The organism is Dactylosporangium sp. NPDC051484, from assembly GCF_040689395.1.
Taxonomy (GTDB): Bacteria; Actinomycetota; Actinomycetes; order Mycobacteriales; family Micromonosporaceae; genus Dactylosporangium.
Genome location: NZ_JBFAZX010000006.1, coordinates 304,019 through 329,067, shown reverse-complemented (window position 1 = coordinate 329,067; position 25,049 = coordinate 304,019). Strand labels below are relative to the sequence as shown.

Genomic DNA, 25,049 nt, shown 5'->3' with positions numbered 1-25,049 from the left:
CCGGGGCTGGTCCCCACCGCCAGCCGAGTGACGCAGCAGGACCGAAGTAGAGGAAGTGCACCGTGGCACAGGGCACCGTCAAGTGGTTCAACGGCGAGAAGGGCTATGGCTTCATCGCGGTCGACGGGGGACAGGACGTGTTCGTCCACTTCTCCGCGATTGAGATGGACGGCTACAAGTCGCTGGAAGACGGACAGCGCGTCGAGTTCGAGATCGCGCAGGGTCAGAAAGGCCCGCAGGCGGAGCAGGTCCGCCTTCTCGCCTGATCAAGTCCGCAGTCACCCCCGCCGGGCACCGTCCTCATTGACGAGGAGCGGTGCCCTGCGTTTTTCCGGAATTCTGGCGCGATTCGCGTGATCATTGCGCTATTTTTGACTCTTTGAGTGATTTACGCCAATGTCATCCCTTTTGGCAGCCTTGACGGGGGCGGGCCGTCGAGTTGATCTTGCTGGGTGCCACCTTGCGCGTCACCCCGGGTTTGCTTGCACTCGACCAGCCAGAGTGCTAAACAGGGACTTGGCACTCGCAACCGGTGAGTGCCAATGGTCGGGACGGTGCAGTCCTCCGGTGGGCAACCGCCGCGAGGCTGGTCGTCGCGGGCTCATCCGGCCCGACCGCCGGGGATTCCGCTGGGTCCTCGAAGGTGCGAAAGCAGGCGGTGAGCCGCAGGCCCCACGTGGGTCGAGGCGAATCGTGAGTGTCCAGGAGGACAACGCCGAATGGCCAAGATTATCGCGTTCGACGAAGAGGCTCGCCGGGGTCTCGAGCGGGGCATGAACACCCTCGCCGACGCCGTCAAGGTGACGCTGGGCCCGAAGGGTCGCAACGTCGTCCTCGAGAAGAAGTGGGGCGCGCCCACCATCACCAACGATGGTGTGAGCATCGCCAAGGAGATCGAGCTCGAGGACCCGTACGAGAAGATCGGCGCCGAGCTGGTCAAGGAAGTCGCGAAGAAGACCGACGACGTCGCCGGTGACGGCACGACGACGGCGACCGTGCTGGCGCAGGCGCTGGTCCGCGAGGGCCTCCGCAACGTCGCCGCGGGCGCGAACCCGATGGCCCTGAAGCGCGGCATCGAGGCGGCGGTCTCGTCCGTCGCCGACGAGCTGGCCAACCTCGCCAAGGACGTGGAGACGAAGGAGCAGATCGCCTCCACCGCCTCCATCTCCGCGGGCGACTCCACGGTCGGCGAGATCATCGCCGAGGCGATGGACAAGGTCGGCAAGGAAGGCGTCATCACCGTCGAGGAGAGCAACACCTTCGGCCTCGAGCTCGAGCTCACCGAGGGCATGCGCTTCGACAAGGGCTACATCTCGCCGTACTTCGTGACCGACACCGACCGGATGGAGGCCGTCCTCGACGACCCGTACATCCTGATCGTCGAGTCGAAGATCTCCGCGGTGAAGGACCTCCTCCCGGTTCTGGAGAAGGTCATGCAGTCGGGCAAGTCGCTCGTCATCATCTCCGAGGACGTCGAGGCCGAGGCCCTGGCGACCCTCGTGGTGAACAAGATCCGCGGCACCTTCAAGTCGGTCGCCGTCAAGGCCCCCGGCTTCGGCGACCGTCGCAAGGCGATGCTGACCGACATCGCGATCCTGACCGGCGGTCAGGTCATCAGCGAGACCGTCGGCCTCAAGCTGGAGAACGCCGACCTGTCCCTGCTCGGCCGCGCTCGCAAGGTGGTCGTGACCAAGGACGAGACGACCGTCGTCGACGGCTCCGGCGACGCTGACGCGATCAACGGCCGGGTCTCGCAGATCCGCGCCGAGATCGAGAAGAGCGACTCGGACTACGACCGTGAGAAGCTGCAGGAGCGGCTGGCCAAGCTGGCCGGCGGCGTCGCGGTGATCAAGGTCGGCGCGGCCACCGAGGTCGAGCTCAAGGAGCGCAAGCACCGCATCGAGGACGCCGTGCGCAACGCGAAGGCGGCCGTCGAGGAGGGCATCGTGCCCGGCGGTGGCGTGGCCCTGGTGCAGGCCGGCAAGACCGCGTTCGACAAGCTGGACCTGGCCGGCGACGAGGCCACCGGCGCGCAGATCGTGCGTGTCGCGCTCGACGCCCCGCTGCGGCAGATCGCCGTCAACGCCGGCCTTGAGGGCGGCGTCGTCGTGGAGCGGGTCCGCAACCTGGAGGCCGGCTACGGCCTCAACGCGGCGACCGGCGAATACGTCAACCTGCTGGCCGAGGGCATCATCGACCCGGCCAAGGTGACGCGTTCGGCGCTGCAGAACGCCGCCTCCATCGCGGCGCTGTTCCTCACCACGGAGGCCGTGGTGGCGGACAAGCCGGAGAAGGAGAAGGCCCCGGCGGGTGCGCCGGGCGGCGGCGACATGGACTTCTGAGTCCAAGTCTCTCGTCAGGGCGGGTCGACCTTCGGGTCGGCCCGCCCTTTCGCATCCCCGTGCCCGCCCGCGCGCCACGCCCGTGGTGCGCATGTTGCGGGTCGTCGGCGGCTCGTTTCGTTTTCTTCACATCCGTGCGACAAGGGCGCCTGCCAGGCCAAACAGTTAGATATGTTTACGAAATGATCGTGGATCTCCAGGACGTTTCCGCAGCGGAGGGGCTGTTTGCCCGGGCATTGGACCTGCCGGAGGATGCCGCAGAGGCGGGGAGCCTCGTCGCGCGGCTCGCGGCGCCGCCGGCCGGGCGGCTCGTCGCACGCCTGGGCACCGCCGACGGCAGCGGCGTCGTCTTCGCCTCGATCAACGACTCCGACCCGGGGCTCGGGCACATCGAGCTGCTCGCCGTGCTGCCGCAGGCCCGGCGCCGGGGCCTCGGCTCCGCCCTGGTGCGCGCCGCCGAGGAGCGCCTGGCTGACCTCGGCGCGGACCGGGTCCGCCTCGGCGGCAACCCGCCGTGCTACGCGTGGCCGGGCATCGACGTGCGGTACACCCCGGCGGTCTGCCTGGCCCGCCGGGCCGGCTACGAGGTCTCGGACACGGCCTGGAACATGACCGCGGATCTGGCGCTGTCCAGCCCGGAGGCCCCGGCCGACGAGGCCCGCCTGGAGGAGTCCGGCGTGAAGGTGCTTCCGGCTGGCGCCGACGCCCCGGACTGGGTCCGCTCGATCTGGGGCGACGGCTGGGCCTGGGAGGTCGAGGAGTCGCTGGACCGGCGCGGCGCCGGCTGCTACGTCGCCGTGCGGGACGGTGAGATCCTGGGCTTCGCCGCGTACGGTGCGAACCGCCCCAGCTGGTTCGGCCCGATGGGCACCGCGCCGGCCGCCGAGGGCCTGGGCGTCGGCCGGGTGCTGCTGCGCCGCTGTCTTGCCGACCAGCGCGCGGCCGGCCATGCGACGGCGCAGATCGGCTGGGCGGGTCCGATCGGTTTCTACTCCAAGGCGGTGGCCGCCCGCCTGGAGCGTGTCTTCTGGCTCTGCACCAAGACCCTCTGATCAGGGTCGGCGGCACGGCATATGCGTGTGGGGCGGGCTGTGGGTCCGCCGCGATCCCGCCCCGCACACGTGCCGCCGAAGCCCGTGTCCCCCGGCAACGCCGGGGACCGAGCCGTGAAATGGCCGGGCGGGGTCATGGCGGGGTGAGGGCGACCGAGGCCTGCACCGCCGCGAGGGCGTCGACCACGCCGGCGCCCTCCGTGTCGGCCGGGAGGCCGCAGACCCGGCCGGTGAGCTCTATCGGGCGGGCGGTGGCGGCCAGGATCGCACGGGTCCGGACGACGTCGCCGACCAGCGCCGGGTTGGCCGACCACATCAGCGCGACCACCCCTGCCACGTGCGGGGTCGCCATCGACGTGCCGCTGAGGTAGCCGTAGCCGCCGCCCGGCAGCGCGGAGAGCACGTCCACGCCAGGCGCCATGACGTCGGGCTTGGTCAGGCCACCGGGGGTCGGGCCGCGGCTGGAGAAGTCGGCGACGCGGAGGTTGCGGTCCACGGCGCCGACGGTCAGCGTGCTCGCGTAGTTGGACGGCGGGTCGGTGATCGACTCGCAGCGCGGGCCGGTGTTGCCGGCCGCCGCGACGAAGAAGATGCCCGCGGCGGCGAAGGCGTCGATGGCGGGGCGCATCGAATACAGGTCGCAGCCCTCCACCGCGGGGCACCCCCACGAGTTGGTGAGCACCTGCGGCGCCCGCTCGGGACGCCCGGCGTGCCAGGGGTCGGCGCCCGGCGCATACGGCGCGAGCATGAACTGCAGGCAGGTCAGGTAGTTGGCCATGCTGCCGAGGTTGCGGGGCAGGTTCGCGCAGGCCATCCACTGTGCGCCCGGGGCCACGCCGACGCCTGCGCCGACCACGGTGGCCATCGTGTGGGTGCCGTGGCCGTTGTGGTCGGACGGGCTGCGGGCGGTGCCGAAGGGGTCGAGCCACGAGTCGTCGCCGCCGCGGAAGTTGCCGCGCAGGGCGGGGTGGGTGCCGTCGACGCCTGAGTCCGAGTTGCCGATGACGATGCCCTTGCCGGTCGAATACCGCGCCCAGACCTGGTCCGCCCCGATGAGCGAGAGGTTCCACGGCGTCCCGGACGGCGCGCCGGCCGTGCCGCGCATCGGCGGCGCGGTCGCCGGCAGCGGCCGAAGGTGCGGATTGAGCAGCACGTGCGCGACGTCGGAGCGGCTCGCCAGCCACGGGCGCGCGACCGGTCCGACGTCCACCTCAATGCCGTTGACCAGGTAGAACGGTGTGAACGACACGTGCCTGGCGCGCAGCGCGGCCCGTAGCGGCGCCTGCGTGCGCTCGGCGGTGGCGACCAGGCGCTCATACGTCTGCCGGACCCGGTCCGTGTGATTCGGGATCGAGTCCAGCCCAGACAGGTCGGCCTGCTCGCGCATGACCACGAACAGCCGCTCGCCCTCGAAGCCGGGCCGGCCGACCGTGGCATAGACCGCGGCGCCACTGGCGGCGACCACGGCAGCCAGCACCGCGGCGAGCCAGGGGCTCCAGCACACCCGGCGGAACACCACCAGCACCACGATCGCGGCCAGCAGGGCCAGCACGCCGGTCACCACGGCGCCCACCGCGCCCCAGAACAACCCGTCGCGCAACCCCAGGATGAGCGACGTCTCGTCGGGGTCGATGAGCGCCAGCAGGCCGAACAGCACCGGCGTGAGCAGCGCGACGACCGACGGCTCGCCCTTGTGCCGCAACGCGGCGAAGGCGAAGGCGACCGGTGGCACGCACAGCAGCGCGAGCAGTTGCACGGCCGGCTCGCCGACGCCCGCGGCCAGCGGCGTCAGGCCGACCCCGGCGAGCAGGCCCGCGAGCGCCGCGCGCCCCCAGCCGCTGCCGCCGCAGGTCGCGACCCGGCTGGTCAGCGCCAGCATCGGGCGGGTCGCGAGCCAGGCCACGGCGAGCGCGGCGACCAGCGCGAGCACCGTCTCCACGACGCCGCCGAGCGAGCCGACCCACAGCCAGGGCAGCAGGAGCAGCAGGCCCGCGGCGAGCGACAGCCAGAACATCCAGCGGTCCGGCTGGATGCGCCGCTCCAGCCGGCCGGTGACCGTCATGTGCACGGCTGCGGTCACGGCGGCCAGCGCGGCGAGGGCGGCGAGGTAGACCTCGTGATAGGTGTCCGGGATCAGCCGTGCCAAGCCCAGCAGCACGCCGAAGATTGAGGCGAGCAGCCACTGCCGCCCGGCCGTGCGGGCGAACTGCACCGGGGATAGCTGCGCGAGCAGCAGCGCCGGCACCCCGGCCAGCAGCGCGGCGAGCAGCGACACCAGCGGCCAGAACACGACCGGCAGCGAGAGGCCCTCGATGACCAGCGTGTCGCCGATGAGCCAGACGATCGCGTTGGGCACGACGACCACGGCCACGGTCCACAGCCCGAGCAGGATGGTCAGCGCGAGCGACCAGCCCCAGGCGTGCCGCGACGGCGTCGTCGGTGGCGACGTCGGGGGCGGCGGGCCGACGGGCGCGGCCTCGGGGGGAACCATGGTCGGGACTCTACGTGGCGGGTACGACAAAACAGGGCGCGAAGGGAAGGAGACTGGGGAGCATGCCGGAAACGGTGGTCATCGGCGCCGCGATGCGCCGGATCTATCCGTGTTCATGCTGCGGCTGCTCGGTGCGGTGCTCGGCGATGTCGGCCAGGCGCTGCAGTACCTCGGCGTTACGGAAGTGCAGCAATGCGTCACCGACCCGGTTGCGCACCTTCAGCAGCGGTCCCTCGGTGAAGCGCTCCTGCAGGGTGACCCGGGTCGCTTCGGCGTCGAGTGGGTCGAGCGTGAACCGTGCCTGCCCTTCCCCGAGCGGCCACACGTGCACCTTGAGCAGCAGCATCCGGCCCGGCTCGCACTCCAGCGACTCGCTGCGTTCGCGGACGGAGACCGGCCACGGCCCGGCCTTGTGGTGCACCCGGGCGCCGGGGCGCGGCCAGCCGGCGTCGACGTCGCGGACGTGCGCCGTGCCGACCGCCCAGTCGGAGTACGACCAGCCGTCACAGAGCACGGAGTACACCCGATCGGCGGGCGCGCGGACGATGCGTTCGGTAATGGACACGCCCGTGTGATTCCCCGGGCAACGCATCTCACACCGAGGGCGTGACCGACGAGGTTACCGTGTAGTGGTGCGCCGTGATCCCTCTGAGTCCCGATTCGAGGCGTCCCGCCTGTCGCCCGCCCGCCGTGCGGCCGACGTGGCCCGGCTGCGCCGCGAGCGTTTCGACGTCCTGATCATCGGCGGCGGCGTCACCGGCGCCGGCGCCGCGCTCGACGCTGCCTCCCGCGGGCTCTCGGTGGCCCTCATCGAGGCGCGCGACCTGGCCTCCGGCACGTCGAGCCGCTCCTCGAAGCTCATCCACGGCGGCCTGCGATACCTCGAGCAACTCGAGTTCGGCCTGGTCGCCGAGGCACTGCAGGAGCGTGGCCTGCTCGCCAGCCGCCTAGCGCCGCACCTCGTGCGCCCGGTGCCGATCCTCGTGCCCCTGCCGGCCCACCGCGGCCTCACCGGCCTGGCCCACCGGGCGTGGCAGCGCGCCTACTACGGCGCCGGCGTGGGCCTCTACGACGCCTTCGCCAGCGCGTCGCGGCTGCACCGGTCGTCCCCGCGCGGCATGCCGCTGCACGAGCACCTGTCGCGCACCGAGACCCGCCGCCGCTTCCCGTCCCTGCGCGAGGATGCGATCAGTGGCGCCATCCAGTATTTCGACGGCCAGGTCGACGACGCCCGCCTCGTGGCCACCCTGGCCCGCAGCGCCGCCGCCCTGGGCGCCGCCGTCGTGCCGAGCGCCCGTGCCGTGGGCCTGCTGCGCGATGCCCGCGAGGTCACCGGCGTGACCGTGCGCGACCTCGAGACCCGCGAGGAGTTCGAGGTCCACGCCCGCACCGTCGTCGCCGCGACCGGCGTCTGGATGGACGACATCGCCGGCATGCTGTCCGGGCAGGGGCCGCGCGAGTCGGCCGGCCTCCAGGTCCGCGCCAGCAAGGGCGTCCATCTGGTCGTACCCCGCTCGGCCATCACCGGCGAGGCCGGGCTCATCCTGCGCACCCCCACGTCGGTGCTCTTCGTCATCCCGTGGGGCGGCCACTGGATCATCGGCACGACCGACACCGATTGGAATCTCGACCGCGGCCATCCCGCGGCCTCGGCCACCGACATCTCCTACCTGCTCGGCCAGGTCAACGCCGTGCTCGACCGCCCGATCGGCACCGCCGACATCGAGGGCGTCTACGCGGGCCTGCGCCCCCTGCTGTCCCGCGAGGCCAGGCACCGCCAGCCGCACAGCCGCGACGAGCAGACGTCCGCGCTGTCGCGCACCCACGCCGTCGTCGAGCCCATGCTCGGCCTGATCCTCATCGCCGGCGGGAAGTACACGACATACCGCGTGATGGCCGCCGACGTCATCGACCGCGTGGCGCACCGCCTGGGCGGCCTGCGCCGGCACGGCGGCCTGGTCCCCGCCTCGCGTACCGAGGACCTGCCCCTCCTCGGCGCGGACGGCTACCATCCACTGTGGACAAACCGGGCCGATCTGGCCCGCCGGCACGGGATCCCGGCCGGGGTGCTCGAGCACCTGCTGGAGCGCTACGGCTCGCTGGCCTTCGAGGTGCTCGCCCTTGACCCGCAGCTGCGGCGCCCGGTGGCCGGCGCGCCTGAGTATCTGGCCGCCGAGGTCGCCTATGCCGCCCTCGCCGAGGGAGCGCTGCACCTCGAAGACGTGCTGACCCGGCGCACGCGCATCTCGTTCGAGACCGACCACCGCGGCGCCGCCTCGGCCGCGGACGCCGCGAAGGTGATGGGCGACGTGCTCGGCTGGGACGCGGTGACGCGCGCCCGCGAGGTCGACCACTACCTGGCGCGGGTGGCCGCCGAGCAGGAGTCGCAGCGGATGCCCGACGACCTGACCGCGGACGCGGCCCGGCTGGGTGCCCCGGACGTGCGCGGCTTCCAGGCCGACCGCGCCGCCGTCTGACGCCTAAGCTCGTCAACGTGATCGAGGCCTGGCAGCGGATCTTCCCGGGCGAGGAGGCCGTGGGGCGCGACCTGCTCGCGCGGTGGTCCGAGCCCCATCGGCGGTACCACACGCTCGACCACCTGGCGCTCATGCTGCGCGTGATCGACGAGCACGCCGAGCTGACTGACGACGCCGACGCGGTGCGCCTGGCGGCGTGGTTCCACGACGCGGTATACGAGATCTTCGCCCACGACAACGAGGAGCGCAGCGCTCGGCTGGCCCTGGCGGCGCTGGCGGACCTGGGTTTTCCGCGGCCACGGGCGGAAGAGGTGGCGCGGCTGGTGCGGCTCACCGCCGGCCACGCGGTCGCGTCCGGCGATCGCGACGGAGGTCTGCTGGCGGATGCCGACCTGGCGATCCTCGCTTCGGAAAAGCCGGACTACGTCCGGTATGCCGAGGCGGTGCGGGCCGAGTACGCGGCAATCCCCGACGACGTGTTCCGGCCCGGGCGGGCCGGAATCCTCCGAGACTTGGCGGACCTACCGGAAATCTTCCGAGTCGTACCGGCACGGGCGGAGTGGACCGCCCGTGCGCGTGCGAACCTTGAGGCGGAGATCAGGACGCTTCTGGATGCTTCGTGACGTTCTGCAGATACAGCGCCTCGCCGAGCTTCTCGATGAGCCCGAGCTGCGTCTCCAGGTAGTCCACGTGCTTCTCCTCGTCGGCGAGGATGTCCTCGAAGATGTTCGCCGAGGTCACGTCGCCGATCGAGCGCATGTACTCGATGCCGCGGCGCAGCCGGTCGATCGCCTCCACCTCGACCTGCAGGTCGCACTTGAACTGCTCCGGCACCGTCTCGCCGATGCGCAACGGGAGCAGCCGCTGGTAGTTGGGCAGCGCCTCCAGGAACAGAATGCGATCGGTGAGCACCTCCGCGTGCTTCATCTCGTCGATCGATTCGTGTCTGGTGTACTTGGCCAGAATCGTGTATCCCCAGTTCTCCTGCATCTTGGCGTGCAGGAAGTACTGGTTGATCGCCGTGAGCTCGGCGGTGAGCTGCTCATTCAGAAATTCGATTACCCGTGCATCTCCTTGCATGCAGGCAGGGTACGCCGTGCATGCCGGTTTCTAGGTGAAAACGGGCAACAAGCCCGGGACTTCCGCGTCGATGAGGTCCGCGATGCGATCCAGGCACGTCCCGCAGCCGGTGCCGGCCCCGCACTCGTCGCCGACGGCGTCCTCGGTGTGGGCGCCGGACCGGACGATCCGGCGGATCTCGCACTCGCGGACGCGGTGGCAGATGCAGACGTACACGGCCGAACTCCTCGCTTAGGCTTACCTAAGCAAGGTTCGCCTAAGTTCTGCTCGAAAACAACCCCTGAGCAGGCTCTTTCTTCCCTTGATCCGGGTGTCGAAAAGCGGACAAATGACGCGGGCGGCGCAGCCCGGCGGCAACCAGGCGCTCGACGATCTCCCGCGAGGTCACCTGCCGCGCACCCAGCCACACGGCGATCCGCGCCCCCTCCGACGAGACGTCGTAGTGGTCGCGCTCGAACGCGCGCCACGGCGCCCCGATCAACTCCGCGAACGCGTGCAACTCGGCCACGGACACGTCGCTGATGAGATGGGCCCAGAGGCGCCCGTGCGCGGGCCACCGGGGCGTGTCGATGTAGAGCACACCTACTAGCGTGCCAGGTATGGATCTCAACATGGGTCTCGTCGAGGAGTTGCGGGCGGCCCTGCCTCACGAAGGCGGCGTGCTGACCGATCCGGACCTATTACGTTCGTACGAGCATGACGAGGCCGACCTGGTGCCGTTCGGGATGCCCGCGGTGGTGGTGCGGCCGCGGACCACCGGGCAGGTGTCGGCGGTACTGCGCGCCGCGAGCCGCTACAAGGTGCCCGTGATCCCGCAGGGCGCCCGATCCGGCCTCGCCGGCGGCGCCAACGCCATCGAGGGCGCGATCGTGCTGTCCCTCATCTCGATGAACGAGATCATCGAGATCGACACCGAGAACCACATCGCCGTCGTCCAGCCCGGCGTCGTCAACGCCCAGCTGCGCCGCGCCGTGGCCGAGAAGGGCCTGTACTACCCGCCGGACCCCGGCTCGTGGGAGCAGTCCACCATCGGCGGCAACGTGTCCACCGACGCGGGCGGCATGTGCTGCGTCAAATACGGCGTGACCAGCGACCATGTCATCGGCCTGGAGGTCGTCCTGGCCAGCGGTGAGGTGCTCACCTGCGGCCGGCGCACCGCGAAGGGCGTCGCCGGCTATGACCTGACCAGCCTCTTCGTCGGCTCCGAGGGCACGCTGGGCGTGATCACCGAGATCACCGTCCGGCTCCGCCCCGCCCCCGAGCCGTCCCTGACCCTGGTCGCCGTCTTCGACACCTTCCCCGCCGCCGGCGCCGCGGTCTCCGCCATCATCGGCTCCGGCATGCAGCCGAGCATGCTGGAGGTCATCGACCGGGTCGCGATGAGCGCGATCGAGGCGTACCGCCCGATGGATCTCCCGACCAGCGCCGCCGCCCTGCTCATCGCCTCCGTCGACTCGGGCTCCCGAGCCCCGGACGACCTGGCACGCATCTCCGCGATGTGCCACCAGGCGCTGGCCGCCGACGTGTTCGTGGCCGCGGACGCCGCCGAGGCCGACGCCCTGCTGGCCGCCCGCCGCCTGGCCCACCCGGCCCTGGAGCATTTCGCCGCCCACCTCTACCCGCTGGGCGGCGGCATCATGATCGACGATGTGGCGGTGCCACGCAACCGCCTCGTCGAGCTGATCGAGGGCATCGAGCGCATTGCCACCGAGCACGGCGTAGTCGTGGCCACGGTCGGCCACGCCGGCGACGGCAACCTGCACCCGGTGATCGTGATCGACCGCTCGGACCCGGTCAGCCTGGCCCAGGGCCAGAAGGTCTTCGACGCCATCATGTCGCTGGGCCTGTCCCTGGGCGGCACGTCGACGGGCGAACACGGCGTGGGCCTGCTCAAGCGCGACTGGCTGGCGCGGGAGATCGGCCCGACGGGCCTGAAGGCGCACCGCTCCATCAAGGCCGCGCTGGACCCGGACAACATCCTCAACCCAGGCAAGATCTTCTGATCCGCCGCGCCCGGCTCAGGCCGGCCCTGAGCTGCGGTACCCCCTGAAAGCAGGGATGGTGGCGTGATTCGCGCTCGCCGTACGTTGCTCGTGACCGCGACGATGATCGGAGACGCTTCCCGTGACCACGCCGAACACTGCCCGCGTTGACCTCTTCACCGGAATCCACAAGGCCCTTCGAGCCGGCCTGTTCGACCTCACCGCGCGCGTCGGCGCAACGGACTGGAGCGACTTAGCCGAGGTCGCCGACCTCGGTACTCGCTGGGACGCCATGGTCGAACTCCTGCACAGCCATACCGAGCACGAGGACAAGTACATCTTCCGGCTGCTGGACGGCCACGAAGCCGCGCTCGCGCTGCCCGAGGACGACCACCGGGACCTCGACGACCTGCTGTCCGACCTGGAGGAGCGCTTCAGCGCGCTGCGCGCCGCCGCCGACCCGGACGCCGGGCTCGCCTGGTACCGCGACCTCGCCCGCTACGTCGGCACGACCCTCCATCACCTGCACGAGGAGGAGACCACCATCATGGCCGCCATCTGGCAGGTCCGATCGGACGAGGAGCTGGAGGCGTGCCGTGGCCAGTTCCTCGCCGCGACACCCGCCTCGGTGACGCGGAGCAGCATCCGGTGGCTGCTGGCCGCGCTCGAACGGCCCGCCCGGCTCGGCTGGCTCACCGGCCTCGCCGGCGCCCCGGCGCCGGTCCGCGAAGCGGTCGCCGGCCTGGCCCAGCAGGTCCTCACCCCGTCCGACGCCGCGCAGACCCGCGCGGCGCTCGGCCTGAGCTGAGCTCCCGGAGCGCCGGGGCGGATCCGGTTCGAACGCCGGACCGGGGACCCGATGCCGTGCGAACGGATCCCTGCTCAGCGGCGGCCCGATCGACGTGGCGGAGAACGTGTGGATCCGCGCGGGCGCCACGATCCTGCCTGGGGCCAGCATCGGCCGGGACATGGTCGCCGCCGGCGCGGTGGTTGCCGACGACGTGCCGCCGGCGAGCCTGGTCACCGGACCCAAGGCCACCGTGCGCCAGCGTTGGCATATCTGATCATCGCGTTTCCCGCTGCCCCGTCGCGTCCGATTTCGCGCGACCCGAAACTCCCGTGAAGACCACTGAGACCGCGGGCGATCCATCCCTACATTGCCATGGATTGCGTGCATCAAGTCACAGGGGGAAGCATGCAGCTCCGTAATGCAAGTCTGTCCGCGTTCGCGGTCCTCGGTCTGGCCGGTGGACTGCTCGTCGGCGGGGCCGCCGACGCCGTGCCAGCAGCGCTGCCAGCGTGTGTCGTCGCGCCACCGAAAATCAGCTCGTTCTCGGCGGCCGATCGGGCGCTGCTGCCCGACCAGCACCTCGCGTTCGAGCAGTGGATCACCGGTGACGCCGGGCAGAAGGCCAACGCCGCGGTCCAGGACACGATCGCCAAGAGCGTGCCCGAGCTGGCGAACAACAACGACGGCAAGGGTCCGGTCAGCGACACCGAGCTGTCGCTGCGCCGCGGCATCATCGGCAGCGCCTACGACCACAACAGTCACTCGATCGTCGTCGTCGCCGACGGCAAGGTCGCCGACACCGCGGCGCTCGGCGCGAAGGCGCGCTCGGCGTCGGCCGGACTGGCGGCCGGGGTTCAGGTTGACGTCCGGCAGGGCTGCTCCAGCGCGGCGGACCTGCTCGACGCGCTCGGGGTGATCAAGCGGCGGGACTGGCACCCGCAGGCGAAGAGCGCCTCGTTCGTGTCGTATCTCGACGCGGCCACCTCCACGTTCCAGATCTCGTTCGACGCGGCCGACAAGGCGGTCGCCGAGTCCCTGCGCGCGCGGCTCGGGTCGCGCGTGACGGTCACCCTCGGCGGGGCCGGTCGCACCGACCGGTTCAACGACGGCCGGCCGCACTTCGGTGGCTCGGCGATCGGCGTCGGGGCGAACGACAACATCTGCACGTCGGGCTTCACTGTCCGGCGCAACTCCGACGGCATGCGCGGTGAGACCACGGCCGGGCACTGCTTCAACAACGGCGACGCCATCTACTCCGGCAGCAAGTTCCACGGCACCGCCACCGGCGAGTACGACTACCCGAACTACGACATGACGCTCGTGCTGTCCAACTCCGAGACGTGGTCGCCGATCATCCACGTCGACCCGTGCTGCCCCGACACCCGTACGCAGACCGGCGCGGCGAACCCGTCCGTCGGCACCACCGGGGTGTGCATCAGCGGCATGGTCAGCCTGTCCCGCTGCGGGATCACGATCTCCAGCCTCGACGGCAACCTGTGCGACCAGGACGGGTGCACCTCCGGCCTGATCATCGGCGCGCGGGCCGACAACGGCATCATCGACCAGCCGGGAGACTCGGGTGCTCCGGTCTACACCCGCCCTGGTAGCTCTACGGCGACGGCTCGGGGCGGCGGCATCGGGCAGAAGAACAACGGCACCATCATGTGCGCCGAACGCATCAGCAACATCACGGCGCACCTCGGCGTCACCGTGCTGACCTGACGCCCGAATATCCGGACGCACCGTGGAACCGGCCGGCTCCACGGTGCGTCCAACCGGGCGCTCGCACCTGTCACGGAGGGGACCATCATGAGCCACAGGATCCGAACGGCGGCACTGCCGCTGCTGGCGGCGCTGCTCGTCGCCGGATGCGCCGCCCGCACCGGCGACGCCGACGGCGACCTCGTCGCCGACGCACCGTCGCCGACCGCCGCCGCGAGCGGCGGGCGCGCCGTGCCGGACCTGCACCGGGTCGCGGCCGACGACGCGATGAAGCGGCTCGCCGGGCAGCAGCTCGTCGGCCAGGCGCGCTACGTCGCGGATGCCGGCACCCCGCCCGGACTGGTCGTGCGCACGGAGCCGGCCGCGGGCGCCGCCGTCGCCGCCAACTCGGTCGTCGTCGTGGAGATCTCCGGCGAGGGCGGCGCGGAGGACCCTGCCGGCGTCACGCTCGGCGAGCTCGCCGAGCGCCACCCCGAAGCGTTCGTCGGCACGTTCATCGAGGCCGGCAAGACCGTCGTGGCCACCAACCCCGGCACGAAGGTCGCCGACTGGCGGGCCCGGCTGGACAAGGCGGCCGCCGGCGCGAAGTACGAGGTGCGCGCCTGCAAGCACGGCTGGTCCGAGCTGGCCCAGGTGAAGTCGACGCTGACCATACGCGATTGGAGCGCCGACGCCAGCAAGATCAGCTTCGGCCTGGAGATCGATGCGTCGCGGTGTGCGGTGAAGCTGTCGTCCACGCAGCTGACCGATGCCGACGCGAAGCTGCTGCAGGACCGTTACGGCGACCGGCTGCTGCTGGACCGCAACTCCAGCGCGGGCCGCACCTGACCGCTTTCGAAACCAGTCACGGCATCCGCCTGGGGTGGGGTTGATCGATGTTGTCTCGGCGTGTCGCCGTGACATGGGTCGATGGGATCTTGTAGGCCGGAGGGATGAGATATCCCGATGTTGGCGGTCCGTCCGCGCAGCAGCGGGCGAAGCGTGAGGCGGTGCGGCTGGAGGCGGCTGGCAGCGGCGGTGGCGGCGTGGTGGTGCGCAGGCCCTGGCCTCGAATGGGCCGGGCGGTGCCCGGTGCCGCCTCGATGGGCCCAGGTTGCGGCGCCTCGCCGACGTGCTCGACGAGGGCCCGGCGGTGCACGGGTTCGGTGAGGATCACGCTGCGCCCACCGAAAGCCCGCACCTGGGGCCGACGCGGCCGGACACCGGTTCATCCCGGTGCCCGGCAAGGGATCGGGCCGGATCTCGATCGCTGGCCTCGTCTGCGCCCTGCCTGGCCGGCGGTCCCGGTTCATCTACCGCACCACCGTCCATCGTGGACGCAAAGGCGAACGACGCGGCTTCGAACCCGACTCAACCTAGCCTTTCAAGATCTGTATCTGAAATACCGCTGCAGCGGATGGTCGCGGCGCGGCAACGACCCACTCAGGGCCTGAACGCCGCAGATCCTCCTGACATCGGCACCGCGCCAGCGCCCTTCGACGCAGCGTCGGCCGACACGCGCAGGTCGGCTCGTCTGGATACCGGCGTTACCGATCGGATTCCATCACACTTTGCGGCTCCTGGGCGGCCCTGGCCTCGGAGCTGCGGGGCTCTTCGTAGGCCGGCTCCGGTGTCGGACCCTTCTTTCCGGCAGCAGGCAAGGTAATCAGCAGCACAGCTGCTCCGAGGAGCGCGATGACCGCGATCCAGCCCGCGCCGACGTGCATAGCATGGATGAACGCATCATCAGCAGCCTGAGCAAGAGTGGGCTGGTGGATAGCGGCGGCGACGTGGCGGGCCTGTTCGGCGGAAACTCGCGCCTGATCCCGCACCGGACCGGGTACATCCTCCAGCGAAGGTTCGATCGCACGTCGGTACACGATCGACATGATCGTGCCGCCTATTGCAATCCCGATCACACTGCCGGTTTGTCGCACGGTGTTGGTGACGGCCGATCCCGCACCGGCCTGTTCCAGCGGCAGGGTGCTGATCAATGCGGCCATAACGGGGCCGATCACCATGCCGATCGAGAGACCCTGGATCAACAACAGGATCTCGATCCAGACGGGTGGAGTTTGCAGTCCGAGGAACCCGTACCCGCCCATGGTCAGCGCAGCCACGGTTAGCGCCGGCACGGCGACAGGTCGTAGCGACAGGCGGCGAACCAGGCGCGAGCCGAGGGGTGCCCCCGCGAGTGCGCCGAGTGCGGTCGGGATATTGGCCAAGCCCGCCTTCATCGGCGAAAATCCGAGCGCGCCCTGCAGGTAGAACGCGTTATAGAAGGTGATGGCCGCTACGGCGAAGAGCAGCAATCCGAGCGCCGCATTGCCGCCACCGAATGTGCGTTGCGCGAGCAGTCGGGGATCAAAGCTGGGCACTTTGATGCGCAGTTCGGCGAGTACGAAAAGGGCCAGGAGAGCCAGACCGACAATGATCGGCGCCCAGACATCGGCACGACTCCACAGCGCCACCTGCCCCGCCCGGATCAGCCCGTAGGCCAACGCCACGAGCCCACTGATCGACAGCAGCATTCCAGCGCAGTCCAGTGGCCGCAGAGTGGGGCTGCGGAAATTCGGAACCAGCACGGCGAGCCCGACCAACGCCAGTGCCGCGACCGGGACGTTGATCAGAAAGACTGATCCCCACCAGAAATGATCGAGCAGGTACCCCGCCAGCACCGGGCCGGCCGCCATTCCGACACCGGCCGGCGTTGAGAAAATGCCAATTGCGGCAGTCCGCGCGGGGCCGGTAAAGGTCCACATGAGGATGGCCAAGTTAGCGGGCGTGATCAGCGCGCTGCCCACCCCCATCGCAGCTCGAGCCGCAATTAGCTCGCCCGCATCGCTTGCGTACGCCGCCCACAGTGAGGACCCGGCGAAGATCACCAACCCGCTGAAGAACACAGTCCGGTGACCGAACCGATCGCCCAATGCTCCTGCAGTGAACATCAACGTGGCGAAGGCCAGCGTGTACGAACCGGTCGCCCATTGCAGCTGGCCGGGATTGGCGCCCAGGCCACGGACCGGGTCAGCAAGGGTCTCCAGCGTGGTACTCAGGACAGTATTGTCCAGCCAAATCAGCAGCGAACACGCCATGAGAACGGCAAGAATCGACTGCTGCCTGAACTTTGGCAACGATGGAGGCGCGGTCATGAACACCTTCGGAATCGGTCGGCGAGGGCCGGAACGATTGGACCGTAAGCAAATTCCACGGCACTGTCAAGCTCAGAGTTTTTGTCAAGACTGTTGCGGCCGAGCGCATTTTATGCCCTCGGCCGGATTTGCAAACTGAACAATTTTGCGCCTTTGGCGGACTTGCGAGTTGAAGGATTTTATGTCTTATGGCGGGTTGTGGATGAGCGAATCTGATGCTTCCAGGGAGCTGTCCGATCGCGTCCTGCCACCTCGCAGCCGTTCTGAGAAGGCGTTTCAGATCAGAGTTGGCCGGGTGGGTCGATTGCGTAGCGGGCCTGCCGGATACATGTAGTGGCCGCAGTGCCCGGGCGTGGAGCGCGGTGTGGGCGGCTGCACGACCGGCGTGGGTGAGCCGGTTAGGTTCGGTGGTGCGGCTGTCCCAGCCGTGGGACGCCACCGTGTCGAGCTACCGCCGTAGCTGCGGCCAGCTCGCGAACCCGTGCTCGCGCGCGACGACCAGCTGCGGGGGGTGAGCGCGAACCGAGCCGGCGGGATGGCGTGCGGCGACCCGGTCGATCGCGGCGGCATCACCCGCTCGGACCGCGCGCTGCAAGAACCGCGCGGCGCGGCGAACTGCGGAAAGTCGGGCACAACAACCTCCGCTCGTTCGCCTGCTGACCGCTGGTCAGGCCGAAAGGAGGGTGTGGCTGTTGTTCATCACGCACCGGGTGGGCTGCGCCCATGTCCGCGGACCGGCGGCTGCCCGGGCGGCACCGTATCGCCGATCAGGTCACTGTTTGATCTCGGATGTTGACCAAACAGGTAGTCATAAGCTTAGCCTAACCTAACTCTACACCGCTGACATGAAATGGAACCGCTTCATATGCGTGCCTGGCGTTCGATTCTCGCCGTCGCGGCCATCGGTGCCGTGCTCGCCGGATGCGGCTCGGAGGACTCGTCCTCGTCCGGTCCCAGTGCGTCCGGTCCCAGTGCGTCCGGACCGTGGAAGTTCACCGACGGGTCCGGCAAGGTCGTCACCGCGGACAAGGTCCCCACGCGGATCATCGCCCACGCCGGTGAGGCGGCCGCCCTGATGTCGTTCGGGATCAAGCCCGTCGGTATCTACGCCGACGAGTCCGTCAAGACCGACCCAAACCTCAAGGATCTCGACCTCAGTGGCATCGAGATCCTCGGTGAGGAGTGGGGCAAGATCGACGTGGAGAAGGCCGCCTCGCTGCGGCCCGACCTCATCGTCGCCGACTGGTGGCCGGCCCAGAAGGCCAACAGCGGCCTCGAGGAGGGCGTCGATGAGAAGAGCAAGAAGCTCAAGGAACTGGCCCCGATTGTCGGCGTCAGCCAGGGCAAGTCGATTCTTGAGCTCGCCGAGGGCTACGAGAACCTGGCCAAGAGCCTCGGCGCCAAGGTCGACGACCCGAAGATCGCGGCGAACAAGCAGCGTTTCGAGCAGTCGCTCGCCAAGTTCAAGGAGGCCGTCGCGGCCAAGCCCGGCCTGACCGTCGGCGCGATGTCGCCGGCCGACGACAAGGTGTACTTCGCCAACCCCGAGTATGCGCCGGAGCTGCTCGACTTCCAGCGCTGGGGCCTCAAGGTGATCAACCCGGACAGCCCGGACCCGGCGTTCCCGTACTGGGAGAACCTCAGCTGGGAGAACGCCGACAAGTACCAGCCCGACCTGATCCTGTGGGACGGCCGCTCCTTCACGCCCACCAAGAACGCCGAGTGGGGCCAGAAGCAGCCGACCTGGTTCAAGATCAAGGCGGCCAAGGCCGGCGCCGTCGTCGCCTGGCCGGCGTACTGGCTGCACACCTACGGCCACTTCGCGACCGAGCTGGACAAGCTCACCGAGGCTGTGAAGAACGCCGACCCCAACATCGGGAACTGATGAGTCGGACCGCACACACGGTACGGCGAGGCACGACCCTCGGGCCGGGCCTCGCCGTGCTGTGTGCCGTGCTCGCCGCCGTCGCGTTCCTCAGCGTGACCCAGGGCTCCCGCGACATCAGCCTCGCCGAAGTATGGCGGGCCCTCGACAACGACGGCTCCATCAACAGCACCGTGACGCTGCAGCTGCGGGTCCCCCGCACCCTGCTTGGCATCCTGGCCGGCGCCGCCCTCGGCGTCGCCGGCGCGATCCTGCAGGGCGTCACCCGCAACCCGCTCGCCGACACCGGCATCATGGGCATCAACGCCGGCGCGGCCGTGCTGGTCGTGTTCGCTGTGACCGTCCTCGGCGTCCACGGCGTCGGCGTTTCGATCTGGTTCGCCTTCGCGGGCGCGATCCTGGCCACCGTGCTCGTCTACGCGATCGCGTCGCTCGGCCGCGAGGGCGCCACGCCGGTGAAGCTGGCGCTCGCGGGCGCCGCCGTCACCGCCGGGCTGACCTCGGTCACCACCGGAATCGTGATGACCAACATCAACGCGCTGAACGAGCTGCGGTTCTGGCAGGTCGGCTCGCTCGCCGGCCGCTACGCGCCGGTGCTCACCGGCGTCGCGCCGTTCCTCATCCTCGCGCTGCTCGCGTCACTCGGCTTCGGCCGCGCCCTCAACGGACTGGCGCTCGGCGAGGACGTCGCCCGCGGCCTCGGCCAGCGGGTCGGTCGCACCCGCGCGGCCGCGTTCGTCGTGGTGGCGGTGCTCGCCGGCGCGGCCACCGCCGCCTGCGGGCCGATCGTCTTCGTTGGCCTGGTCGTGCCGCACCTCGCCCGCCTCATCTGCGGCCCCGACTACCGCTGGATCCTGCCGTACTCCATGCTCCTCGCGCCGATCGTCCTGCTGCTGTGCGACGTGGTCGGCCGCGTAATCGCCGCGCCCGACGAACTGCAGGTCGGCGTGGTGCTCGGGGTGCTCGGCGCGCCCGCGTTCGTCGCGGTCGTCCGCTACGGCAAGCTGTCGGAGGTGTAGCGCATGACCGCGACGCTCGAATCCGTGCGGGCGCTGCGCACCAACCGGCGCCGCCGCAGCACCCGGTTCGCGATGGTGACCGGTGGGCTCGCCGCCGCCGTGGCCACGCTGTTCGCCGTCACCATGATGGTCGGCAGCTTCCGGCTCAGCGCCGGGGAGGTCATCACGTCGGTACTGCACCTGGCCGACAACCCGGGCGTCGACTTCGTCGTCCGCGAGCTGCGCCTGCCGACCGCGGTGTCCGGTCTGGCCGTGGGTCTGGCCCTCGGCGCCTCGGGCACGATCTTCCAGCAGCTGCTGCGCAACCCGCTCGCCTCGCCCGACTTCGTCGGCATCACCTCCGGCGCCGGGCTCGCGGCCGTCACCGGCATCGTCGTCCTGCAGGCCGGCGGGCTGGTGATCACCGGGTTCGCGCTCGGCGGCGCGGTCGTCGCGGCGACGCTCATGTACGTGCTCGCCTGGCGCGACGGCGTCACGGGGTACCGCTTCATCCTCATCGGCATCGGCGTGGCCGTCTTCTTCGACGGGCTCACCGGCTACGTCCTCACCCGGGCGCAGCTCTTCGAGGCCCGGCAGGCGATGCACTGGCTGACCGGCTCGGTGGGCCAGGCGAGCGGCCCGGAGCTGCGCCTGCTGCTCGGCGCGCTGGTGGTGCTCCTGCCGCTCGCGGTCGTGCTCCAGCGCGCGCTGCGGGCGCTCGAACTCGGCGACGACACGGCCCGCGCGCTCGGCTCGCGCACCGAGCTCAGCCGGGCCGGCCTGCTCGCCACGGCGGTGGCGCTCATCGCGCTCGCCGTCGGGGTCGCCGGCCCGATCATCTTCGTCGCGCTCGTCGCCGGCCCGATCGCGAACCGGCTGCTCGGCCCGGCGACCGGCGGCATCGTCCCGGCCGCCCTGGCCGGGGCGGCCCTGCTGCTCGGCGCCGACCTCGTGGCCGAGCACCTGCTGCCGACCCCGCTCCCGACCGGCGTGGTCACCGGCGCGGTCGGCGCACCGTACCTCCTGTGGCTGCTGGCCACCACGAACCGGCAAGGAACTGGCGGATGACCCGGCTGAGCGCTGAGAAGCTGACCCTCGGGTACGACGACCGGACTGTCGTCGCCGACCTCGACGTGACCGTGCTGGAGGGCAAGGTCACCGCCATCGTGGGGGCCAACGCCTGCGGCAAGTCCACGCTGCTGCGCGGGCTCGCCCGGCTGCTGCGGCCACGCGAGGGCACGGTGTACCTCGACGGCCGGCGCATGGCCGAGCTCAGCACCCTCGACGTCGCCAAGGTGCTCGGGCTGCTGCCGCAGACGCCGGTGGCACCCGGCGGCATCACCGTGGCCGACCTGGTGTCCCGGGGCCGGTACCCGCACCAGGGTTGGTTCCGCCGCTGGACGGACGCCGACGACGACGCGGTCGCGCGGGCGTTGGACGCCACCGGCACGGCCGAGCTCATCGACCGGCCGCTGCGCCAGCTCTCCGGCGGCCAGCGGCAGCGCGTGTGGGTGGCCATGGCCCTGGCCCAGGACACCGACCTGCTGCTGCTCGACGAGCCGACGACGTACCTCGACATCAACCACCAGGTCGAGCTGCTGCGCCTGCTGCGCAAGCTCAACGCCGAGTCGGGCAGGACGATCGTGATCGTCATGCACGACCTGAACCTTGCCTGCCGGTACTGCGACCACATCATCGCGATGGCCGACGGCAGCATCGTCGCCGAGGGCGCTCCGGTGGACGTGGTGACGGCGGAGCTGATCGAGAAGGTGTTCGGCCTGGCCTGCGTGGTCGTCTCCGACCCGGTGGCCGGGACGCCGATCATCGTTCCTGCCTAGCGGTCGGCTTCAGCAGCGGCGATCGAGGCGGCGTTGCCGAGACGTCGGTCGATATACCCCTGATCTGCTGCTCGGAGTCCAACCTCATCTGCGGTCTGCTCCGCCAGGAATCATGATCCGGCGGCTGGTCTCGGGCTTGGAGGCCGTTTGGTCGGCGGCGCTTGCGGCCCGCCGGGCGCTGAGTGTCGGGTCTCCGGTGGTGGCTCTGGATCAGCTGCTGCGGCGTGGTGCTGCTCGGGGAGCGGTCCGCTGCGCGGCTCCCTTGCTGCTCCCGGGCGGCGGTCGAAGACAGTTCAGGGCTGGTCTCCTGTTTCCAGGAAACCAGCCCTGAACTGGCGTTTCACGAAGTCGGGGTAGCCGGATTTGAACCGACGGCCTCTTCGTCCCGAATTAGGTAAATAGGAACGGCCAGGAAGGGCGATCTTGCGAAGCCGCAGGTCGGAGCTTTGGTGTGTGTTGGTTGACATCGGGCTTCGAGGGTCGGTTTCGCAAGATCGTCTCCCAGATTTCTCCCAAGTGGGTGGCTGCTTGTCGTCGCTGGGGCAGTGCTCATGGGACGCTGGTGGGAGCATGCGTGTGGAGGTGAGTCGCCGATGAGCGTGAGCGTGCTGGAGCACGTCGGGCCGTGGAGTGAGGACGAGTACTTCGCGCTCGGCGAGACGCCGAACCGGGTCGAGTTGATCGATGGGAGCTTGCTGGTGAGTCCGGCGCCGGCCATTCGGCACCAGATCTTGTCCCGCCGCATTGCCAACGCCCTCGACGCGGGTGCCTCGGAGGCCGGCCTGCTGGTCCTGGAGGCAGTCAACGTCCGCTTGAGAACGGGGCGGATCGTCATCCCGGATCTCGTCGTGTCGGATGTCGACGAGGGGACAATGATCGACGCGGTCGACGTGGCCCTGGTCGGCGAGGTCGTCTCGCCCAGCAACGCGGGCACTGACAGGTTGGTGAAGCTGCAGCTGTACGCCGCCGCGCGGATCGGCTGGTACCTACTGGTTGAGCCGGAGGTGCCGTCCTCAGTCACACTGCGTCTCCTACGCCTGGAGGGCGAGCACTACGTCGAGCACGCGGTGGCCGGCCCGGGGGAGACGTTGACGTCGGACGCCCCGTTCGTGATCCGCCTCGACACCGATGCGTTGGCCACGCGCCGCACCTCGTCCTGATCGGCCCCCTCAGCCCCTCCGTATACCCGTCGTCCACCCTTCGGGGAACGGGCCGGCGGCGGGGGCTGCCCTCGTGAGTACGGACGGCGACGTCCGCGATCACGCTTGGCGGCCCCCGTCGTCGGCCCGTTGGCTTTGCCTGGACGGCGGGGATGCGGAGGGGCGCCCACCGGAACCCTGAGGCCCCCGGCTGGAGGCCCCGCCGGAGGCAAGGAGCGCGACTACCGGATTAGCTGGCAGAGAGCGAAGCGACCGGTGCCCGCGGGAGCGACGGTATGTAGACCGGCGGACCGAGGTCCAAAGCTGCTGAACCGTCGATGACCGCAAGCTGACCAGGCTTTTCAAGAGCGCCCTGCGCGGCCCGTGCGCGGGCTCCCGGCCGGCGGGGTTACGGCGCCGGCGCGGAGCGCTGGCGCCGCCTACACGCCGAGCTGGCGACCGCGCGGGCCGCGCCGAAGGCGCCTTGATCTAGTAAAGCCAAATTCGGCAATGCTATTCGACCTGGGCAATTCACTGCATAAGGGATGTGCTGGGTGTCGATCTCATCTGGTTCGCTTGTAAGATCGATCCAACAACTGACCGCAGAGTCAGTAATCTGCCTGGCCGAAAGGACAGCCAAATGGTCGACGCAACTTTGTACGGATTTGCCGAAACCCTTGCACCCGCCGCACCGGACCGTACCGAAGTTTCTTTGCGCCGCCAAAAGATACTTCAAGCGCTAAGCAGATCAAACTTACGTGTTGATTCTATGTTTGAGAGCGGGTCCTGGAGCCACGGTACGGGCGTCAGGGCACATAGTGATGTTGACTATATGGCACGAGCAACCGGCAATCGACCAATGCGACCCAGCACCGCGTTGGCGGTTGCAAAGGAAGCGATACGCGGATGCGATTTTAAGATCACGAGCACAGCAGTCTCGTCGCCGGTCATTGCCGTAGGCTATTCTTCCGTCCCGAATTTCGAGATTGCACCTGCCTGGTATTACGGAACCAGCAACGGATTCGATGTATACGTCATTGCTGGCCGGAAAGACGAATGGGTGTTCTCGGCGCCAGAGGCGCACCTGAAATATGTTGACCGGCAGAACGACCGGCTTAGCAAGAAAGTAAAGCCACTCGCACGCCTGCTTAAAGCTTGGAAATATCACATGGGTGTCCCAGTGTCCTCGTTCTATCTTGAAATGCGGACTGCGGAGTTCGCCGCCGGCGTAAAGTCAATTGTTTATGACGTTGATTTACCGTCAATGCTTGGGCGGCTTATTGGTTTCGGAGTTCGCGACATGAACGACCCCGAGCAAATCGTCGGGCGAATCCCCGCCTGCGCGTCCGACGAGAAGGAGCGCCGAACTATTCAACTAGCGAAGGACGCATTGGCGCACCTGGCCAAGGCAGCAGCAGCTAAGGAACGGCGGGATGCAGGCGAGTATTGGAATAGTATGTACCAAATTTTCGGGGCGGGTTACCCATGGCCGAGTTGGTAGGTGGCAATTCAGAGGAACTTTGGCGCGCCGCTGCGCGAGAAGAACTTCTGCAAATAAACGACGACTTGCTATACACCGAGAAAACGCATTTCGCGACTGCTGAGACGCTGCACCGTGTGAATCTTTCATTCGGTCTGATCACGACGGTTCTCTCAACTGCGGCGGCGGCCACAATTGTTGCAGATCGCAGCCCTGTCGCAGCCGGGTTGCTGGCCCTAGGAGCGGCGATACTTTCCGGAGTTCTCACCTTTGTGAAGCCGGAGCAGGCTGCCGCGCAGCACTTGAATGCGGGACGGCAATTAGGAGCCCTGCGTGTTAGGGCTAGACAGGTTGCAAATCTAGATCTTCCGCGCTATTCGCAGAAAGAACTTCGTAAACTCATCGCGGACCTAGTCGAGGAGAAGGCCAAGATTGATGCAGCGTCGCCGGTTACTACTGGCCGAAACTTCAATAAGGCGCGCCAACGCATCCAGGGCGGAATCTTTGATCGCGATGACATCACTGCGGCGTACCCTGCCGACGTCGAAACCAAGAGGCCAGGGATCATGCCAGAGAACGGCACAAGCCTGTAGGAAATGATCGCCTCGCGCTGCACGGTTGCAGGCTGGCAACGCGGGATCA

Annotated in this window: 23 protein-coding genes; 17 read left to right on the top strand and 6 right to left on the bottom strand. The window is 69.2% G+C overall.

Annotated features, from left to right (window positions below; translation table 11 throughout):
- Window positions 1–62 precede the first annotated feature (62 nt).
- The 3 genes from AB0367_RS14470 (at window position 63) to AB0367_RS14460 (ending at window position 3,394) form a co-directional block, all read left to right on the top strand.
- On the top strand, window positions 63–266 hold the full coding sequence (locus tag AB0367_RS14470; RefSeq protein WP_366226726.1) for a cold-shock protein: 204 nt from the start codon (window positions 63–65) through the stop codon (window positions 264–266).
- Window positions 267–719: 453 nt separating this feature from the next.
- Entirely contained in the window at window positions 720–2,342 is a 1,623-nt protein-coding gene (gene groL / locus AB0367_RS14465) for a chaperonin GroEL (protein ID WP_366226725.1), read from the top strand.
- 182 nt (window positions 2,343–2,524) lie between these two features.
- Window positions 2,525–3,394, top strand: a complete 870-nt coding sequence (locus AB0367_RS14460; RefSeq protein WP_366226724.1) for a GNAT family N-acetyltransferase — start codon at window positions 2,525–2,527, stop codon at window positions 3,392–3,394.
- Window positions 3,395–3,527: 133 nt separating this feature from the next.
- Here AB0367_RS14460 and AB0367_RS14455 read toward each other — a convergent pair whose 3' ends face one another.
- Window positions 3,528–5,885 carry a S8 family serine peptidase gene (locus tag AB0367_RS14455; protein ID WP_366226723.1) on the bottom strand — a complete coding sequence of 786 codons (2,358 nt, stop codon included), beginning with the start codon at window positions 5,883–5,885 and terminating at the stop codon, window positions 3,528–3,530.
- A gap of 103 nt (window positions 5,886–5,988) precedes the next feature.
- Window positions 5,989–6,450: an SRPBCC family protein gene (locus AB0367_RS14450; RefSeq protein WP_366226722.1), complete on the bottom strand. Its 462-nt coding sequence runs from the start codon at window positions 6,448–6,450 to the stop codon at window positions 5,989–5,991.
- A 67-nt stretch (window positions 6,451–6,517) separates the two neighbouring features.
- On the opposite strand from AB0367_RS14450, the gene AB0367_RS14445 reads away from it, so the two are divergent.
- Window positions 6,518–8,362, top strand: coding sequence for a glycerol-3-phosphate dehydrogenase/oxidase (locus AB0367_RS14445; RefSeq protein ID WP_366226721.1), 1,845 nt, complete (start codon window positions 6,518–6,520; stop codon window positions 8,360–8,362).
- Between the two features lie 17 nt (window positions 8,363–8,379).
- On the top strand, window positions 8,380–8,985 hold the full coding sequence (locus AB0367_RS14440; protein ID WP_366226720.1) for a metal-dependent phosphohydrolase: 606 nt from the start codon (window positions 8,380–8,382) through the stop codon (window positions 8,983–8,985).
- On the opposite strand, the gene bfr is transcribed toward AB0367_RS14440, so the two are convergent.
- The 3 genes from bfr to AB0367_RS14425 are packed head-to-tail and all read right to left on the bottom strand — an operon-like array spanning window position 8,960 to window position 10,022.
- Entirely contained in the window at window positions 8,960–9,442 is a 483-nt protein-coding gene (gene bfr / locus AB0367_RS14435; RefSeq protein WP_366226719.1) for a bacterioferritin, read from the bottom strand. The two genes, AB0367_RS14440 and bfr, sit on opposite strands and share 26 nt — an antisense overlap.
- Window positions 9,443–9,472: 30 nt before the next feature.
- A complete protein-coding gene (locus tag AB0367_RS14430; RefSeq protein ID WP_366226718.1) occupies window positions 9,473–9,658 on the bottom strand; it encodes a (2Fe-2S)-binding protein in 186 nt (61 codons plus the stop codon).
- A gap of 40 nt (window positions 9,659–9,698) precedes the next feature.
- Entirely contained in the window at window positions 9,699–10,022 is a 324-nt protein-coding gene (locus AB0367_RS14425) for a DUF4031 domain-containing protein (protein ID WP_366226717.1), read from the bottom strand.
- Window positions 10,023–10,041: 19 nt separating this feature from the next.
- Here AB0367_RS14425 and AB0367_RS14420 point away from each other — a divergent pair, with 19 nt between their 5' ends.
- The 5 genes from AB0367_RS14420 to AB0367_RS14400 all read left to right on the top strand — a co-directional run bounded on the left by AB0367_RS14420 (window position 10,042) and on the right by AB0367_RS14400 (window position 14,764).
- Window positions 10,042–11,445 (top strand): FAD-linked oxidase C-terminal domain-containing protein, encoded by a 1,404-nt coding sequence (locus AB0367_RS14420; protein WP_366226716.1) that lies wholly within the window; start codon window positions 10,042–10,044, stop codon window positions 11,443–11,445.
- Window positions 11,446–11,566: 121 nt separating this feature from the next.
- The gene (locus AB0367_RS14415; RefSeq protein ID WP_366226715.1) at window positions 11,567–12,232 is read left to right on the top strand and encodes a hemerythrin domain-containing protein; all 666 of its coding nucleotides are present in this window, start codon (window positions 11,567–11,569) and stop codon (window positions 12,230–12,232) included.
- A gap of 94 nt (window positions 12,233–12,326) precedes the next feature.
- Entirely contained in the window at window positions 12,327–12,488 is a 162-nt protein-coding gene (locus AB0367_RS14410; protein ID WP_366226714.1) for a hypothetical protein, read from the top strand.
- A 131-nt stretch (window positions 12,489–12,619) separates the two neighbouring features.
- The gene (locus AB0367_RS14405) at window positions 12,620–13,936 is read left to right on the top strand and encodes a hypothetical protein (RefSeq protein ID WP_366226713.1); all 1,317 of its coding nucleotides are present in this window, start codon (window positions 12,620–12,622) and stop codon (window positions 13,934–13,936) included.
- An 87-nt stretch (window positions 13,937–14,023) separates the two neighbouring features.
- A complete protein-coding gene (locus AB0367_RS14400) occupies window positions 14,024–14,764 on the top strand; it encodes a PASTA domain-containing protein (RefSeq protein WP_366226712.1) in 741 nt (246 codons plus the stop codon).
- A gap of 698 nt (window positions 14,765–15,462) precedes the next feature.
- On the opposite strand, the gene AB0367_RS14395 is transcribed toward AB0367_RS14400, so the two are convergent.
- Window positions 15,463–17,067, bottom strand: a complete 1,605-nt coding sequence (locus tag AB0367_RS14395) for an MFS transporter (protein WP_366226711.1) — start codon at window positions 17,065–17,067, stop codon at window positions 15,463–15,465.
- 865 nt (window positions 17,068–17,932) lie between these two features.
- Here AB0367_RS14395 and AB0367_RS14390 point away from each other — a divergent pair.
- From AB0367_RS14390 to AB0367_RS14360, 7 genes are all read left to right on the top strand, one after another.
- Entirely contained in the window at window positions 17,933–18,952 is a 1,020-nt protein-coding gene (locus tag AB0367_RS14390; RefSeq protein WP_366226710.1) for an ABC transporter substrate-binding protein, read from the top strand.
- A complete protein-coding gene (locus AB0367_RS14385) occupies window positions 18,952–19,971 on the top strand; it encodes an iron ABC transporter permease (protein WP_366226709.1) in 1,020 nt (339 codons plus the stop codon). The genes AB0367_RS14390 and AB0367_RS14385 overlap by 1 nt, the downstream gene beginning before the upstream one ends.
- A gap of 3 nt (window positions 19,972–19,974) precedes the next feature.
- Window positions 19,975–21,018, top strand: coding sequence for an iron chelate uptake ABC transporter family permease subunit (locus AB0367_RS14380; protein ID WP_366226707.1), 1,044 nt, complete (start codon window positions 19,975–19,977; stop codon window positions 21,016–21,018).
- Window positions 21,015–21,788: an ABC transporter ATP-binding protein gene (locus AB0367_RS14375; RefSeq protein WP_366226706.1), complete on the top strand. Its 774-nt coding sequence runs from the start codon at window positions 21,015–21,017 to the stop codon at window positions 21,786–21,788. Before AB0367_RS14380 ends, AB0367_RS14375 begins: the two co-directional genes overlap by 4 nt.
- Before the next feature lie 593 nt (window positions 21,789–22,381).
- On the top strand, window positions 22,382–22,948 hold the full coding sequence (locus AB0367_RS14370; protein ID WP_366226705.1) for a Uma2 family endonuclease: 567 nt from the start codon (window positions 22,382–22,384) through the stop codon (window positions 22,946–22,948).
- A 619-nt stretch (window positions 22,949–23,567) separates the two neighbouring features.
- Window positions 23,568–24,428: a hypothetical protein gene (locus tag AB0367_RS14365; RefSeq protein WP_366226704.1), complete on the top strand. Its 861-nt coding sequence runs from the start codon at window positions 23,568–23,570 to the stop codon at window positions 24,426–24,428.
- The gene (locus AB0367_RS14360; protein WP_366226703.1) at window positions 24,413–25,000 is read left to right on the top strand and encodes an SLATT domain-containing protein; all 588 of its coding nucleotides are present in this window, start codon (window positions 24,413–24,415) and stop codon (window positions 24,998–25,000) included. The genes AB0367_RS14365 and AB0367_RS14360 overlap by 16 nt, the downstream gene beginning before the upstream one ends.
- Window positions 25,001–25,049: the final 49 nt, after the last annotated feature.

Excerpts from the sequence above, each read along its gene's own strand:
- groL (WP_366226725.1), top strand. The coding sequence starts at position 720 with ATGGCCAAGATTATCGCGTTCGACGAAGAGGCTCGCCGGGGTCTCGAG.
- AB0367_RS14460 (WP_366226724.1), top strand. The coding sequence starts at position 2,525 with ATGATCGTGGATCTCCAGGACGTTTCCGCAGCGGAGGGGCTGTTTGCC.
- AB0367_RS14455 (WP_366226723.1), bottom strand. The coding sequence starts at position 5,885 with ATGGTTCCCCCCGAGGCCGCGCCCGTCGGCCCGCCGCCCCCGACGTCG.
- bfr (WP_366226719.1), bottom strand. The coding sequence starts at position 9,442 with ATGCAAGGAGATGCACGGGTAATCGAATTTCTGAATGAGCAGCTCACC.
- AB0367_RS14420 (WP_366226716.1), top strand. The coding sequence starts at position 10,042 with ATGGATCTCAACATGGGTCTCGTCGAGGAGTTGCGGGCGGCCCTGCCT.
- AB0367_RS14405 (WP_366226713.1), top strand. The coding sequence starts at position 12,620 with ATGCAGCTCCGTAATGCAAGTCTGTCCGCGTTCGCGGTCCTCGGTCTG.
- AB0367_RS14400 (WP_366226712.1), top strand. The coding sequence starts at position 14,024 with ATGAGCCACAGGATCCGAACGGCGGCACTGCCGCTGCTGGCGGCGCTG.
- AB0367_RS14395 (WP_366226711.1), bottom strand. The coding sequence starts at position 17,067 with ATGACCGCGCCTCCATCGTTGCCAAAGTTCAGGCAGCAGTCGATTCTT.
- AB0367_RS14390 (WP_366226710.1), top strand. The coding sequence starts at position 17,933 with ATGCGTGCCTGGCGTTCGATTCTCGCCGTCGCGGCCATCGGTGCCGTG.
- AB0367_RS14385 (WP_366226709.1), top strand. The coding sequence starts at position 18,952 with ATGAGTCGGACCGCACACACGGTACGGCGAGGCACGACCCTCGGGCCG.
- AB0367_RS14380 (WP_366226707.1), top strand. The coding sequence starts at position 19,975 with ATGACCGCGACGCTCGAATCCGTGCGGGCGCTGCGCACCAACCGGCGC.
- AB0367_RS14375 (WP_366226706.1), top strand. The coding sequence starts at position 21,015 with ATGACCCGGCTGAGCGCTGAGAAGCTGACCCTCGGGTACGACGACCGG.
- AB0367_RS14370 (WP_366226705.1), top strand. The coding sequence starts at position 22,382 with ATGAGCGTGAGCGTGCTGGAGCACGTCGGGCCGTGGAGTGAGGACGAG.
- AB0367_RS14365 (WP_366226704.1), top strand. The coding sequence starts at position 23,568 with ATGGTCGACGCAACTTTGTACGGATTTGCCGAAACCCTTGCACCCGCC.
- AB0367_RS14360 (WP_366226703.1), top strand. The coding sequence starts at position 24,413 with ATGGCCGAGTTGGTAGGTGGCAATTCAGAGGAACTTTGGCGCGCCGCT.